This window comes from Janthinobacterium sp. TND4EL3 (assembly GCF_900156175.1).
Lineage (GTDB): Bacteria > Pseudomonadota > Gammaproteobacteria > Burkholderiales > Burkholderiaceae_D > Janthinobacterium.
In genome coordinates, this window is sequence record NZ_FTMV01000042.1 from 1 (window position 1) to 15,333 (window position 15,333).

The following is a 15,333-nucleotide window of genomic DNA, read 5'->3' on the forward strand; positions in this document are numbered from 1 at the left end:
AAAAAAAGCCCCTGAAAAATCAGGGGCTTAGCTGTTGCATTGACCCGGCATTACCTTACGGTGCCGGACGGGAGATTATTCCCACTCGATGGTCGATGAGGTGGCTAAGCGCTTGATTTTTCAGTGTTTTCCAAACCATTCAGTTACCAATACCCTCAAAAATACCCTCAGCGGATCTATCTGCCATTGCCGGTTCGTCGCGGCCGGGGTAGGAGACACCAGTCCGCTTGCTCGCACTTGTTATCCGATTCTTCTGGGCGACAACGCATTCATTTCAGCACAGCAGCAATCGAAGCGCTCCGATGAATTTAAGGATACGCCAATCCTCAGCGCCAAGTCGCCCCCTGTCTTTAGCGCAATATCAGGCCCGCTATAGCGACAGAGACGAGGCGATGGCACGCGCTTGTCTGTCAACTGCTTTTACCATGTACCCCATCGCCGCCGCTTTTCACGTATCGAACAGAACGGTCAGTCAGGCCGTATCGGCATTTAATAAAGCGCAACTTGCTGCAGATCGAGACGGCCAAGGTTGAGCACGCTTACGATTGGCGGACCGGCCCCCGGCTCCAAAGGACTTGTCACTTCCGACGGTTTCGGGTCTCGGATCATTGACATCTAGTTAATTATCATTTCGCAATCTGGCATGCAACAGAGTAAAGCTGCATGCCCATTGCACCCTCCTTGCAATACAGAAATTAGGTGCCAATGCAACAGTACTTCCAGCACAAAAATTACATCTATTTTGTGCAATATAAATATTCTAAATTTTAATTTTAACAATTATTTAGAATTTATGCCCGTGTGGTAGAAATGGGCTATCTAAGTGAAAGTCACGATGCAAAAATATAACATTGATAACTGTGAGTATTGGTGATAATTTGTCATCGCAGTATGGACTTTCCGAAACATTCATCGTCTTTCAGGGAGATCAACATGAAACTAAGGTCACTTATCGCAGCGGCGGTACTGAGTGCTGCTTCCATCGGTAGCGCCAGCGCCACCGCCTATACTGTCAACCTCACCAACACCTCGGGCAACCTGTGGACCAGCGGTTTCAACGCTGTCCCCAGCCCGCTCGGCGACTTCACGGATACCTTCACGTTCACCCCCACGGCGACCTTTGGCTCGACCGCGCAGGCCTTCCTTGCCAACCTGTCCGTCACGGGCTCGGACAGCTCCTCCATCCACTTCACCAGCGCAAACCTGAACGGCATAGGACTGACAGGCTTTGGCGGCCCCACAGTCTTTGGCTATGCGCAAGGTGAGGTCTTGGCGCCAACAAGCATTCTGTTCAATGGCCCGCTGGTCCTGACCGTGATGGGCAACACCAAGGGCGGCAGCTATGGCGGCACATTCAACTTGAATCTGGCTCCCGTACCAGAACCGGCAACCTATGGCATGCTGCTGGCTGGCTTAGGAATACTAGGCTTCCTGGCACGGCGCCGGACGCAATCTTGAGTGCACCACCCAAAAGACGCCTCGGCGTCTTTTTTGTTAGCAACTAACAAATCAATTGCCAGATCGCAGGATCCACTGTCCAAGAGCACGAATGCGCGGGAAACCCTAGGCCGCTTGGTCAGCTTGGGGCAGACAGCCTGAGTACGGCAGCTTGAGGGTCAATCCCGCCAGCAAACGAACACTCCGCCGCTAGAATTACATTGATGCCAGTAGTGATCGCTTCGCCTTCTTTCGGAATCGCGTCCTTGGCTCCAGGAATATTTGAACGACCCGCCGCAGCCAATGTCTGCTCAACAGTTACATTGTTTGCCGAGCTCATGTACATGATCCGCAAGGGCTAGTTCGCACTTGACGGAGCGAATGCAATATCGTTCGCCGACCGATTTTATGCGCAGACTGAACAGGTCCGTCCAGTTTGAGGGCCGCAGTGCCATTCTGGGAAAATTTCACCCTCTGATCGACAACGCAACAGAACCGTACCGCGCAGCGGCTAACCAGATCGTTCAAATTTCTCCGCAGCTAAGTCCGTTCTCAATTGCAGAACCGGGCTCGCTGCTTCGTCACTTGTTGCTAACCTCTCCTATTTGCTTGAACTGTAGACCTTTGAGGTTCAAGTGTTTTACTCTATTTGCAAATGACTCGGTAACGAAGATAGTAGAGCGATTTGAATTTTCAATGGTAAAGAGTTCCTCGCTATCTACCGGAAATTCATCGATAATCAACCTCTGCACCAAAAATATGGACCCAGCAGGGCCCTTATGAACGATACTTCGACTTTCATTGTATTCACGAATCGAATTCAAACAATTTACCAAATATCAATCCTCGCCGGCAACAATAATAGGCAACAGTTCGATGGTTTGGTTGCTCTCTGGAAATAAGAGTTTTTTGAGATCTCTCCTAAAAGCAAAACCTGGAGTCACACAGGCAACATCAGGCTCCAGCCCTTCGGATTTTCCTGTTCTATAGAACTCAAAATTAACCGCATGCCAATTACCTCTAACGCTCTTAAAGTTAAGATCTGCACATTTTGCGAAGTCACTAGGATTACTCCATAGTACTGGATAATAAATCTTATCGGGATCCGGGCGAAAAATTTTAGTCATATAAAAAAGGGAAAATTCCCATATATATTTGCGCCTTGATCGCAGTTAACCTCACAGCAACATCAACATACGACTTGGATCCAACTATGGCTCCCGTCACCGCAGCATGATATACGTCCGTATGAATGCGAGCATGATAGGAACTATTCATATTCATTCCGTTGAACGCGCTATTAACACTCATTCCATTGTTATTAAGAATTGCGACCGACAAGGCTGCCCGCGGATCGTTTTCCGCCGCAATATGGTGAGAATGTTGTCCTGGCAATTTCAACTGACTGGCGAAGGCGGCGATATTCTTCGCAAGCAGCCTGCTAGATTCCATGAAAGGAGGTACAACCAAAGCACCCACGACCGCACCACCAGCCACGCCTGTTGCAACTATGGCGGGATTTGCCGGGCACAAACCCCGACCGAGGCGACGTCACATCCAGCCGAAACAGCCACACCTGCGGTCGCTCCAACCATAGCACCGAAAGTAGCGCCCGCCGCCTTGTCAGCGGTACGCTGCATTGCTACGGTTTGAGTAGTGCCGCCAGTAGCCTCACCACCACTGCCACCAGTTTCCGGGGCAGTTACCCCGTTTGCCGAAACAATTTTCCGGCGTCGTCGTAAATGAATGTTTGCAGGATTCTCGGTTAGCTCAGCATCCCATTCCTTGCCAAAACGTTTGCGTCCTGCAAGACCTGGCCATATAGCGATTTGTCTAGTTTTGGAGCAACAAGCAGCGCCTCCTTCAAACCTTCGTCAGCCATGACTTCTAGCACCACTTTTGTGTACCGAGACACAGACAAGGCATCAATGTCCGAACGTGACAATCGACCTCCCGAGTCTGTGATCAGAAATTGACTATTCACGTCACGGCGAACTAATGACAAGGGAATGGCTCCTGTGCGGATCGCAAAGTCATCAGATTTTGATTCCGAAATGTCTAATGCCCATGGAACGTCGGCATAAAACTTCTTTACTCTTGCGTATTGCATTTCTTGAAGGGCAGTATCCGCACTGGACTGTGGAATACCATGCAGCATTAATGGGCCGATTTTCCCTTCAAGCACGACTTGATCGAAAAGGGCGCCCCAGAAAATCAACATATCGCCCGAGAGATTGGATATTCGAGTCGAGCGAATCTCTGCTGGTCCCAATAAACATCTGGAAATCTTGCAGTTGACTAGCTCACTGTTTTTAACAGAATCACGTTTTGAGGAAAACGGAACACTGTTATAACCAAAGCTGCAATTTTCGAATGCGCAGCTTTCTATACGTAACCCCGCAAAATCGTGAGTGCCGAACAGGCGACGACCCTGTCGATTAAAAGTCCTTCCATGAATTATATTCGTTCTCATAGGCATTAAAAGTGAAAACCGTTAGGGCGAACGTACTCGATTAGACGCAAAGACTCCGCATAGCCTCTTTGATAGTGCTTTGCGCCCCACTCTGTACCTTTTGTAGTGAGGTCATATACACCTCTTCCGAATTTGGAAACAGAGTCAGGAGTCTTCACAAATGGCTAGCTCGTATAGTCGATGAGGCGTTCCAATACTGGACTGTTTGCTACGCGTTCGGCCACTGCTCGTTCAACCGCCTTCCCGAAAGAGCGAACGCTTGGCTGCAGCCATGCCGATATCCACCAAGCGTTTCTCTCGCTTGCCTGCATACTTATCTGCTGGCGATACGTTCAGTGGCGACGTTGGCATTCGCCAAGACTGTGGATGTCGACTTGGTTCAGCGATGGTTTGTCGACAGCCTCGTTGAGATGCCATGTATTCGGCCGCAACTATGCGGCGCGCATACTTATGGATATGGCTTGCTTGTGCGAACAGCGCTATTCTCGCATTCTTCAATTTTTGTGGGGAGTGTCAATCTTGCCTCCAGTCCGCCCCCTGGTCGCTGACTAAATTCTATTGCTCCTCCGAAGCGCTCTGCAATTGCTGCGACAATCGACAGGCCCAACCCGCTTCCCTGACCGGAACCGCGCCGCCAGAACCGCTCCTTGACCATAGTCAATTCTTCCAGGCTGAGGCCTCTTCCTTGATCGAGCACGCGGAACACACAAGTATTCCCGGCCAACTGCATCTCCAGGATAATTTCTTGCGCTGCAGGCGTATGGCGCAGCGCGTTATCGAGCAGATTACGCAGTGCGGTAATGGCCAGGGCTTGCGGTACCGCCAATTGTGCTGACACGCCAGCTCCATGGAGAACAATACGTTCTGCCGCATTGCTACCCGTGCTGGCGTCACGCATCGCCAGCCTTGCTACTTCCTCAGCAGCAGACAGTTTGCCATCTTCCCAAGAGAAAGGGCCCTCAATTTGCGAAAGCGTCAACAGCTGGCCGAGTGTGCGCTGCAGCCGGGCGACGCCTTCCTCCGCGTAGTCCATTGCCAGTGCGGCGTCCTTGCCCTGCGTGATACGCGTCACCTGCAAATGCGTCTTGATGGCAGTAAGCGGAGTCCGCAGTTCATGGGCGGCATCGCTCGTGAAGCGGCGCTCACGAGCGATGGTGACGTTCACCCGTTGCAGTAATGCGTTCAGGGTGGCGACCAAAGGCATGAGATCGGTCGACATGGCTCTCTCGGGAATCGGCGTCATGGTATCCGGCGTGCGCCTGGCGAGTGCCTGCCGTAGCCGCTCCAGCGGCAACAGGCCACTTTTCACACCAAACCACAGAACGATCATGCTACCGATCATGGCAACGACAAATGGCACGACTGCCGCCATCGTCACATTTTTCAGCAACGAATTGCGCTCGGCCAGACGGTCGGCGGTGGTCACGCGCAGCCTGTCGGTTTCAAATGTATAACTGCGCCAGCGTTCACCCTTGATGACACGTTCGGAATAGCCGGGTTTCCCCATCGCGACAGCGTCCACTGTGACACCTGGAGTGCGCGCTATCACATCGCCGCGCAAGGAAGTGATTTGGCAGTCGAAGCCCTTTGCGATGGAGGGCATTGTCAAGGCGGACTTCTCCTGCGTGCGGTTGGCACCATCCCAGGCGGCGGGATTCTGCGACATCAGCCCGGCGACCATTTGCGCCGACATCGCCAGCCGCTGGTCCAGCGTGTGGTGGACCTCCTCGTCCAGGCTGCGCAACATCCATATTGCCACGGCTCCCCACAACAGACTCAGCGAAATACCGATCAGTAACAGCAGTCGCAGTCGCAGGCTCATTGGCTCACCACGGCAATCCTGTAGCCAAGGCCGCGTACGGTTTCGATCAGGTCTGTACCGAGCTTGCGCCGCAGATGATGGACGTGCACGCTAAGAGCATTGCTTTCAATTTCTTCATTGAAATGATAGAGACTGTCCTTCAACTGCTCGGCGCTCAAAATGCGTCCGCTAGCGTGCAGTAGCGCAGCCAGCAATGCAAGCTCACGTCGCGACAAATCGACCAGTTGGCCGTTGAGATGGACTTCGCCACTGCCTGGATCCATGCGCAGCGGGCCGTGTTCGATCATGTCGACGCTGCGTCCGGCAGCACGCCGCAGCAAGGCGTGCAGGCGCGCCACCAGTTCGTCGAGGTCGAAAGGCTTGAGCAAGTAATCATCGGCACCGGCACGCAGGCCAGCCACCCGATCCTCGACGGCATCCCGCGCGCTCAGCACCAATACAGGGAGCGTCATGCCGGCAGCACGCAAGCGAGGCAGCAGGCGCATGCCATCTTCATCTGGCAAGCCAAGGTCCAGGATGATGACGTCGCAATGCACCGTTGCCAGCGCGGCTTCCGCCTGGGCCGCGCTGGTAACGCCATCGGCAGTCAAGCCATGCGCACGCAATCCGGCCAGGATGCCATGGGCGATCAATTCATCATCTTCTACCAGTAGTACACGCATCCGTATTCCTCCATGCCATTCATTCTGTCAGTCCTGGATTATCGCATTGTTAACGTAGCCTTAACCTGCATCAGACAGGATGGAAACCTATCTTTTTCGGAGCTGCCTATGTCACGTATTCTGCGATACCTATGGGTATTTCTATTGCCCCTGCTGCTGGCGATGCCCGCGCATGCCGAGAACAATTTTCTACCGCCGGAACAGGCGTTCAAGTTCAGCGCCACCCAGGAAGATCAGGGGCGCGTTCGTTTGACCTGGCATATCAGCGAAGGGTATTACCTATATCGCAAACAATTGAAGGTTGCAGCGGAGCCAGCCAATGGCGCCCTGCCCATTGATTTTCCCGCTGGGACGATGAAGACTGACGAGTTTTTCGGCAAAAGCGAGGTCTACCACGACAGTGTCGAGCTGATCGTCAACGCCACTGGCGCGCGTGCATTGACAGTGGGCTGGCAAGGCTGCGCCGACGCTGGCCTGTGCTACCCGCCACAAAGCCAGACCATCGACTTGCGTACTGCATCATCATCGCCTGCGACCGACAACAATGCCGCCGCTGCGTCAAGCGAGGTGCGCGGCGAGGACCAGAGTATGGCGGATCGCTTGTCACAGTCAAACTTGGCCTGGATGCTGCTGGTGTTCTTCGGCCTGGGCTTGCTGATGACGTTTACCCCTTGCGTGCTGCCGATGATTCCCATCCTGTCCAGCCTGATCGCTGGCAGCGGCGCCGGCCCGAAGCGCGGCTTTATCCTGTCGCTGGCCTTTGTGTTGCCGATGGCGTTGACCTACGCCGTGTTTGGCGCGGCCGCAGCGCTGGCTGGCGCCAACTTGCAGGCGATGCTGCAAAATCCATGGGTACTCGGCGTGTTTGGCGCGATCTTTGTCGCGCTGGCAATGGCAATGTTTGGCTTCTACGAGCTACAGCTGCCGTCTTTCCTGCGCAATCGCCTGGATCAAGCCAGCCAGGGGCAGCGCGGCGGCACCGTGCTTGGTGCTGGCGCGATGGGTGTGCTGTCGGCACTGCTGGTTGGCCCCTGCATGACGGCACCGCTGGCTGGAGCCCTGCTATACATCGGCGACACCGGGAACGTCCTGAGTGGCGGTCTGGCCTTGTTGTTCATGGGCCTGGGCATGGGTGTGCCCCTGCTGTTGGTGGGCACCGTTGGCGCGAAACTCCTGCCACGACCAGGCAACTGGATGAACCGCGTCAAGGCCTGCTTTGGCTTCATCTTGCTGGGCATGGCCATTCTGTTCGTCGCCAGGGTATTGCCAGGTTCCGTCGCATTGGCCCTGTGGGGTGCCTTGCTGCTGGCATGCGCACTGAGTCTGTCCACGTTGGCGCAGCAGTTCGTCGCCGACGGCGGCCGCTTGCTGATGCGCTGCATCGCATTACTCATCGGTATTTGGGGCGGCATGATGGTTCTGGGCGCTGCGGCCGGAGGACACAACCCGCTGCAACCGCTGGCTTTCGCCGCCCGTGCCAACGCTACCGAGAACGCCAGTGGCAAGCAGAACTTCATGGAGAGCTTTGCGACCGTCAAGACGCCGCAGCAGCTCGCCGATGGCGTCGCCGAGGCAGGCCGCAACGGACAGTGGACACTGGTCGATTTTTACGCCGACTGGTGCGTCTCCTGCAAGGCGATAGAGCGCGACGTGTTTTCCGACTCGCGGGTGCAACAGGCCCTGAGCGGCATGCAGTTGCTGCGTCCCGATATCACGGCAAACAACGCCGATGACGTAGCGATGCTGCGTGCATACCAGGCCTTTGGCGCGCCGACCATCCTGCTGATCGGCCCGGACGGCAAGGAACATCGCGCCGAACGCGTTATCGGTGAATTGAGCGCCGACGAATTCCTCGCACGCCTCAAGCGCGCGCAGGACAAAGCCTGATCATGCTGACGATAAATATAGGTCCGCTGGTGCTGCCCATGCACCAGGCCATGCTGATTGCTGCCGTACTGGTCGCGTTCAGCGTGAGCCATATTATCGGGCGGCGCCAGAAAACTCAAAGCGTTGGACACATCCTGTCCGACATGCTGATCGCGGCATTGCTAGCGGCGCGCTTGGCCTTCGTCGTGGCGTGGTTCGATCTCTACCGGTCAGCACCATGGTCGATGATCGACATCCGCGACGGTGGCTTCACGCCTTGGGCAGGCATCATGGCCGCCTTGCTAGTGGCGATCTGGCATGCTTGGCGTACCCCGGCAAGCTGCAAGCCGCTGGGCATTGCGCTGGCCTCAGGGATATTGACCTATGGCGCGTTGCTGGGAGCCAGTCTGACGATCAACAAGGGGCTATCGGCACTGCCGGCCACAGCGTTGACGACCTTGGCCGGCGAGCAAACCAAGCTCGCTAGGTTGGCCGACGGCAAACCGCTGGTGGTCAATCTGTGGGCCAGTTGGTGTCCACCCTGCCGGCGTGAAATGCCGCTGCTGGAGGGTGTCCAGAAAGAACAGGGCGGGACCGCTTTTGCTTTTGTCAATCAAGGTGAAACGCAAGACATCGTTGAGCATTACCTGGGCGAGAGCGGCGTGGACCTGTCCAATGTCGTGCTTGACCGCGATACAGCGCTTGGCAAGGTGGTCGGCTCAATGGCCTTGCCAACCACCTTGTTCTATGACGCTAGCGGCCAGCTGCGCGCCACCCATATGGGCGAACTCTCGGCCGCTACGCTCGCCGACAAACTGAGGCTGCTGCAGGAGCCTGCCCAACAATCCCATTCCACTTTAAAGAAACAGGAGTAAATGACATATGCGCAAACACTCATGCATGTTAGCCGCCGCAATCTATGCCGCAATCGGTATCGCCGTCGCCGCACCCGCCACCAGCTTGCCGGCGCCAATCCAGGCACTGGAAACGCAAGGTGTCGAGATAGTAGGACGTTTTGATGCGCCAGGCGGCGTGCAGGGCTATGCTGGCGTGCTGCAGCAGAAACCGATCGGAATATATCTGACTCCGGATGGCAAACAGGCGATCGTCGGCACCATGCTCGATGCCAAGGGTGCCAATCTTACCGAAGGGCCATTGAAGAAGCTGGTCAGCAAACCGATGACAGCCAAAAACTGGAGCAAACTGGGACAGAGCAGCTGGATTGCCGACGGTAACAAGGATGCGCAACGCATCGTCTACACATTTACCGATCCAAACTGCCCATATTGCAATAAATTCTGGAATGATGCCCGCCCCTGGATCAAGGCTGGCAAGGTGCAAATACGCCACATCATGGTCGGCATCATCAAGGAAAGCAGCGCTGGCAAGGCGGCCGCGCTCCTGAGCGCAAAAGATCCACAGGCGGCCCTTCAACAACATGAACAGCAACACGCCAACGGCGGCATTCAGCCCATGGCAACGATTCCAGCAGACATCCGCGTCAAGCTCGACGGCAACAAGAAACTGATGCAGGAGCTCGGATTCTTCGCCACACCAACAATTTTCTATAAAGATTCAAACGGGATCATGCAAACAGTACAAGGTGCTCCAAGTGCGAAAGCGCTGAACGTCATTCTCGGTACGCGCTAGGTCCGGCTGCAGTAGTTTGATTTGGTTTCGATGAGCTTTATCGTGAGAAATAGCTGACAGATAGTGATAATCCCTATGGGCTACCTGCGTAAAACTACTTGCGGCGAACACCCAGACTAGCGAAGAAAAGGAATAGCCAGGCAAGCAACAAGAAGGCAAACCATAGGCCAAACGCATTGCGTAGCGCCATGGCATAACCAATGGACGTGGCGTCGATAAATGGATATGGGTAGATTCCAAGAACGGCGCCACGAATGAGAGAGTAGAGGAAGTACAGCAGCGGATAGGAGGACCACGCCAGCGGGGACCACCAGGGCAGCGACACCGTCTTTGGGCGAGTAAGCAGCCAATAAGTACAGAAGGCCAGCGGTGTCACGTAATGAAGAATTTGATCGGCAAGCCACTGTAAGCCGACCGGATTCCAAAGGTCCCGTAACAGGATGTGGTAGGCCAATCCAACAAAGGCGATATTCGCGGCGGCGCATGCCAGTACTTGGGGACGGGCAAAGAAACGACCTATCCTGCTTGCAGGCGCGAACGCAGGCATGCTCAATGTGAGTGCGACGAAAATATTGGTGATGACGGTGAAGAAACCGAAGTATTTCACAAGACCTGCCACGATTATTTTTCCATTTGGATGGGCAAGATTCAACGATATCCACAATTGCAGGAGGACACCAAACCAAGCCATCACCATCAGGATTAAGCCAAAAATCTTTTGCGAATTGGAGTGCGGTTTAGGATGAACGTCAGATACGGCCATAGTCATGAAAAAGGTACAATACGCACAATTTATTATCGTGTATAAATTGGCAAGTTATCAGAAAAGTGTCCATGGACCAATATACACGAGTCGTCCAGCCGAGAGGTGGCAGCCTGTTCCGTAGATTTAGCAAAGTGCAATGTCAACTTATTCACCCCCACAGAAGGAGTTTTACATGGGAAGTATGCGTAGTCTTCAAGGCAAAATTGCCTTTGTACAAGGAGGTTCCCGCGGTATCGGCGCGGCGATCGTCAAGCGGCTGGCGCAGGACGGAGCCGCAGTTGCGTTCACATATATTTCCTCTGGCGAAAGAGCAGAAAAAGTAGCTGCCGAAATTACCAATGCGGGTGGCAAGGCAATTGCCATCCAGGCTGATAGTGCGGATCCCAACGCGTTACAGGAAGCAATACGTCAAACCGTAGCGCATTTTGGTGCGTTGGACATTCTGGTCAATAGTGCAGGCGTTCTGTCATGGGGTGCCCTGGAAGAACTCACGCTGGCGGACCTTGACCGTACGCTCGCGGTCAACGTACGCAGTGTTTTTGTTGCCAGCCAGGAGGCTGCACGCCATATGAGCGAAGGCGGCCGCATCATCAATATCGGCAGCATCAACGCCGACCGTATTCCTATGGCAGGTGGTTCCATATACGCAATGAGTAAATCGGCTCTTGTCGGGCTGACCAAGGGGATGGCGCGCGACCTGGGGCCACGCAAGATCACGGTGAATAACGTCCAGCCCGGCCCCGTCGACACGGAGATGAATCCCGCTGACAGTGAAACTGCCACCCAGCTGAAAGCATCAATGGCGTTGGGGCGTTACGGTAACGTTGAAGAAATTGCTGGCTTTGTTGCCTATCTTGCGGGACCGGAAGCCGGATACATCACGGGCGCGAGTTTAAGCATTGACGGTGGCTTCTCAGCGTAACGACGCACTTTGCCGACGTCCCCTATTGACGCGCCACGTATGGGGTGAGTCTGGGAGAGTTTTGGTACTGGCGCCATATTTCCCCGCACGGGTGTCTTTTGCCAATCTTTGCAATTCGCAAACATAGGCCCAATGCGAGACATAAAGAGCTGCGTATAGGGGCAGCTCGATTCGGCGTCAGCGTCAATATCAACTGGTTTCGCTGCATTGCAAGTGCAGTACGACTAACCGGTCTGAGTGTCCCAATTCCTTGACTTGGATCGCCGCCAGCAGCTTAGACTCTCCTGGTCCATGGTTCTCGAAGGATGAAAGGCCGATGGATCGTGTTAGGTGGCTTGGTGTCCTGCCACGCTCCTGGTGTGCGATCTCGTAGCAGCCGGATCCAACGACGAGATCGGGGCTGGCCTGTCTATCTCCCCCTGCCCTGCAGAGACTCCTGCCGCGCGTGAGCATAAGCTACTTGAGCTTCGGCAGGTTCGTGCATTAATGTTCTCGCGGCAAAACGCCTTGCGACGGTAATCTCAGGTTCCGCAGGGCACAGCGCCATTGATTCGGTTCTTCTTTCGCATCATTTCCACTCTGCAATGATGCATTTAAGTTAAAGTGTTGCGTTGAACGATTGAAACTGCAGCCAGCAGCAGACATTTAGATTTATTAGGGGCGTGGTCTCTGCGCAATACTACATGGGAGTTTATGGACCAAATTCAGTTGTTACGAGATAAAGTGGCGCGCTGTGACGCAGTTCTCATGACCGTGATCGATAAAGGGCAACAGCAATATATCGGCAAGGTTGAGAAAGTATATTCTCGTCGGTTTGAGGGGCCTCACAGCTATGACGCCGCTCAACTGTCATTTGTCGGGTCAACGGGAGCCTGGGGAAATCAAGCACTTGTGAGCGGTGAGCGAGCTTTGGTATTCATGAGCTATCTTTGGTATTCATGAGCTATCTTTCGAGCTCAGAGCGATATTATCAGGACCATTGGCACGGGCACTTCACGGTTGTTTCGATTAACGGAGAGCAGTACGCCGTGGCAAACTGGCACTTAATTCAATCCGGAGAGCGATCTTGGGGACCTACATATTTGAGAGATTCAGCTTTTCTGCCTAATAATGCGAAGCCTTGGCAAGTAGCGATGCCATATGCACTGTTAGAGCGACACCTAATCGAAGAGCTAAATCGATGAACGGTACTGCAGGCCGCTATCGGCCAGTAACGGACATTCGCCGCCCGTGGCGAACTAGGGGAAATAATGAGTAACGTGCGCAGCATAGCAGGTCGGCAATACGGACTGCTATTCGGCAGTGATGTGATTCGGGACGGGGTGTTTCTCGAACTGTCAGAACTTGCCGATGGCGTGAGAGACATAATGGCTGAGGCATTTTTTTACGATGAGCTTGGTTACGTCGTCTTTAACGCGTATCGTTTAGAAATACCATACCCACTAATCATGTGGTTGTACGATGCTGTACTCAAAGAGGGCTGGCCACTCGATGAATATAAGTCTTGAGTGCATTTAAGACGTACTTACTCGCGAACTTCGGCACTCGGCCAGAAGCGGACCTCTGAAGTGTTCAGCTAATCCCAGAAAGCGACGGAAAATGCGTACCGTTTTGAGAAATAACTTCGCTGCAGAGTTTGACGACGATGGTGCTCTTCTGCGCGTTTTCAGTCCTGACGGCGAGCCAGCCTTTTCAGTCTTGCCGCCAGAGTTCAGTGCCTTCTATACCTTCGCAACACACGCGGTACATGGCAACTGTCCAGTCGTATCCTTTGAGCCAGGGCATCAGCGCAATGGATGGACAGATTGGTATTGCAAGGTCGATGTCGACGCGAAGTCAGTTCAACTATTGAACCCTTGGCGATAGCTCGGGACAACGTCAACGAGCGTCTGCTGTGGGGCGGAAGCGGACGGTGCCATTGGAGCAAATCGCTGCAGGTACCTACGACTCTCCTGATCCATGGTTCTCGGACGATGAAAATCGATGGATCGTGTCCGGGGCTTGGGTTTCGTGCCGGGCACCTGGCGTGCGATCTCGTAGCAGCCTGATCCACCGACGAGGTCGAGTCTGGCCTGTCTATCTCCCCTGCCCTGTAATGACACCTACCGCGCACTAGCAAAAGCTACTTGAGCTTCGATGGGTTCCACCATGAACTCTTCCGTGGATAAACCTCTTACAACGTTAATCTCTGGTTTCGCGTGTCGCAGCGCGATCGATTCGAGTTCTCTTTCGCATAATGTCTGCTCTGCAACGATGCAATTAAGTTAAAGTGTTGCGTTGACCGATTGAATCCGCACCCCAAAGCCGCCTTTCGTACCTGCGAAAGAGCGTGAAATAGCCCCTTGATTCACCAGACACAGCCTATGCGTTATTCTTACGGATAGGAATAGGACTGTGCATATGACTAGGAACAAGCAAACAATCGAGGTGGTGACGGTGAACCAGGAGCGCCGCAGGCGCTGGTCTGCCGAGGAAAAAGCGGCGCTGGTACGCGAGACTTACGAGCCAGGCATGAACGTGTCGCTGGTCGCTCGCAAGCACGGCGTCGGTGCAAGCCAGTTGTTCAACTGGCGCAAGCTCGAACGGGAAGGCGCGCTAACGGCGGTCACTGCTGGCGAATCGGTGGTGCCTGCGAGCGAACTGGCCGCTGCGCGCGCGCAGATAGCCCAGTTGCAGCGCATGCTCGGCAAGAAAACGATGGAGGCAGAAATCCTGAAGGAGGCCGTCGAGTTCGCTCGCGAAAAAAAGTGGATTGCGCGCTCGCCCTTGTCGGGCAAGGACGACCAGTGAAGCGGCCTGCCTGGCGAGCCCGTGCGCGACATGCTGGTGGAAGCGGTCGAGACAAGATTCGGCCAGACCAGCGTCGGCTCGACCAGGCTGGAATTCTTGAGCGACAACGGCGGCGCCTATCGAGCGCATGAAACGCACGCGCTGGTGCGCGCACTTGGGATTGAACCGGTGCACACGCCGGTATGCAGCCCGCAGTCGAACGGCATTGCTGAAAGCTTCGTGAACACGTTTAAACGGGACTACGTGAACTTGATGGACCGCAGCAGCGCAGAAATCGTTCTGGCTCAACTGCCAGACGCCTTTATGCACTTCAACGAGGTCCATCCGCATTCGTCGTTGAAATGGAAATCACCTCGCATGTTCAGGAGGGAGCTGGCGCGCCGGGCTCAGGAAAGCGGCGCTAACTAAACGATTGGCTGTGTCCGGTTATACGGGGGCAAGATCATCGTTGATCAACAAGGCGAGATCGGGCTTATCGCCGTACATGTCGAGTTCGCGAGTGGCAATCAATCCCATGGACAGCGGCCCTGGCGCTGGGTCGGAAGGATATCCAGACACAAATACTTCGCACCAACCCAGTTGTCGTAGGATAGATTGCCCAGGCGGCCAGCCTTTCTCTGCCAGAGGCTGAATCTGCTGAATAGCTGATTGAATCTTCCGCAAGAGCATTATTTTATCTTCCATCTTTTCTTGCTCGCACGAGTGACCGCTTGTGGCCGTTTAATGCCGTCTTGAGGCAAACTTCAACGGTTGATGGTAGTTACGAGCTGGTTCGCACGTTTCAACGATTGTGTATCGGTCGCGGGAAAATGTAGCCCGAATGACAATATCTGTGCTGGCACACCGTCAACTGTAAGGTTCAATTCGTAAAAAACAGGTTCCCCGTCACCGGCAGTAGAGACATATCGAAGCTGAACAAACTTCGGAACTTTCATAGTTCTATTT

General features: G+C 54.3%; 15 protein-coding genes and 1 pseudogene. 8 read left to right on the forward strand and 8 right to left on the reverse strand.

The features are described 5' to 3' along the window. The first annotated feature begins 933 nt into the window (after positions 1–933). Positions 934–1,458, forward strand: a complete 525-nt coding sequence (locus tag BXA07_RS28875; RefSeq protein WP_170909768.1) for an FxDxF family PEP-CTERM protein — start codon at positions 934–936, stop codon at positions 1,456–1,458. Between the two features lie 118 nt (positions 1,459–1,576). Here the strand turns inward: BXA07_RS28875 and BXA07_RS30635 are convergent, their stop codons facing one another. The 5 genes from BXA07_RS30635 to BXA07_RS28895 form a co-directional block, all read right to left on the reverse strand. Then, positions 1,577–1,777, reverse strand: a complete 201-nt coding sequence (locus tag BXA07_RS30635; protein ID WP_139335846.1) for a hypothetical protein — start codon at positions 1,775–1,777, stop codon at positions 1,577–1,579. A 779-nt stretch (positions 1,778–2,556) separates the two neighbouring features. After that, positions 2,557–2,934 (reverse strand): AHH domain-containing protein, encoded by a 378-nt coding sequence (locus tag BXA07_RS28880; RefSeq protein ID WP_076573134.1) that lies wholly within the window; start codon positions 2,932–2,934, stop codon positions 2,557–2,559. 268 nt (positions 2,935–3,202) lie between these two features. After that, positions 3,203–3,910: a hypothetical protein gene (locus tag BXA07_RS30645; protein WP_139335848.1), complete on the reverse strand. Its 708-nt coding sequence runs from the start codon at positions 3,908–3,910 to the stop codon at positions 3,203–3,205. A 448-nt stretch (positions 3,911–4,358) separates the two neighbouring features. Next, positions 4,359–5,732, reverse strand: a complete 1,374-nt coding sequence (locus BXA07_RS28890) for an ATP-binding protein (RefSeq protein WP_076573136.1) — start codon at positions 5,730–5,732, stop codon at positions 4,359–4,361. Next, on the reverse strand, positions 5,729–6,394 hold the full coding sequence (locus BXA07_RS28895; RefSeq protein ID WP_076573137.1) for a response regulator: 666 nt from the start codon (positions 6,392–6,394) through the stop codon (positions 5,729–5,731). The genes BXA07_RS28890 and BXA07_RS28895 overlap by 4 nt, the downstream gene beginning before the upstream one ends. 108 nt (positions 6,395–6,502) lie before the next feature. Between BXA07_RS28895 and dsbD the strand changes: the two genes are divergently transcribed. From dsbD to dsbG, 3 genes are read left to right on the forward strand one after another with little or no spacing between them, the layout of a single operon-like run. Then, the gene (gene dsbD / locus BXA07_RS28900) at positions 6,503–8,281 is read left to right on the forward strand and encodes a protein-disulfide reductase DsbD (RefSeq protein ID WP_076573138.1); all 1,779 of its coding nucleotides are present in this window, start codon (positions 6,503–6,505) and stop codon (positions 8,279–8,281) included. Positions 8,282–8,283: 2 nt separating this feature from the next. Beyond that, positions 8,284–9,135, forward strand: a complete 852-nt coding sequence (locus tag BXA07_RS28905; RefSeq protein ID WP_076573139.1) for a TlpA disulfide reductase family protein — start codon at positions 8,284–8,286, stop codon at positions 9,133–9,135. A gap of 25 nt (positions 9,136–9,160) precedes the next feature. Next, the gene (dsbG, locus tag BXA07_RS28910) at positions 9,161–9,910 is read left to right on the forward strand and encodes a thiol:disulfide interchange protein DsbG (protein WP_212592392.1); all 750 of its coding nucleotides are present in this window, start codon (positions 9,161–9,163) and stop codon (positions 9,908–9,910) included. Positions 9,911–10,004: 94 nt separating this feature from the next. Here dsbG and BXA07_RS28915 read toward each other — a convergent pair whose 3' ends face one another. Then, a complete protein-coding gene (locus tag BXA07_RS28915) occupies positions 10,005–10,679 on the reverse strand; it encodes a Pr6Pr family membrane protein (protein WP_244556446.1) in 675 nt (224 codons plus the stop codon). Between the two features lie 169 nt (positions 10,680–10,848). Between BXA07_RS28915 and BXA07_RS28920 the strand changes: the two genes are divergently transcribed. The 4 genes and pseudogenes from BXA07_RS28920 (at position 10,849) to BXA07_RS29895 (ending at position 14,796) form a co-directional block, all read left to right on the forward strand. Continuing rightward, the gene (locus BXA07_RS28920; protein ID WP_076573146.1) at positions 10,849–11,598 is read left to right on the forward strand and encodes a 3-oxoacyl-ACP reductase family protein; all 750 of its coding nucleotides are present in this window, start codon (positions 10,849–10,851) and stop codon (positions 11,596–11,598) included. A gap of 747 nt (positions 11,599–12,345) precedes the next feature. Next, positions 12,346–12,540, forward strand: a complete 195-nt coding sequence (locus BXA07_RS30650; RefSeq protein ID WP_139335849.1) for a hypothetical protein — start codon at positions 12,346–12,348, stop codon at positions 12,538–12,540. A 308-nt stretch (positions 12,541–12,848) separates the two neighbouring features. Further along, positions 12,849–13,106, forward strand: a complete 258-nt coding sequence (locus BXA07_RS28925) for a hypothetical protein (RefSeq protein WP_076573141.1) — start codon at positions 12,849–12,851, stop codon at positions 13,104–13,106. An 892-nt stretch (positions 13,107–13,998) separates the two neighbouring features. Further along, positions 13,999–14,796, forward strand: a pseudogene (locus BXA07_RS29895) (transposase). 18 nt (positions 14,797–14,814) lie between these two features. Here BXA07_RS29895 and BXA07_RS28940 read toward each other — a convergent pair. Both BXA07_RS28940 and BXA07_RS31165 read right to left on the reverse strand, forming a co-directional pair. Further along, positions 14,815–15,072: a hypothetical protein gene (locus BXA07_RS28940; protein WP_076573143.1), complete on the reverse strand. Its 258-nt coding sequence runs from the start codon at positions 15,070–15,072 to the stop codon at positions 14,815–14,817. Positions 15,073–15,131: 59 nt separating this feature from the next. Beyond that, on the reverse strand, positions 15,132–15,333 hold a 202-nt coding region (locus BXA07_RS31165; RefSeq protein ID WP_212592393.1), incomplete at its 5' end, for a hypothetical protein.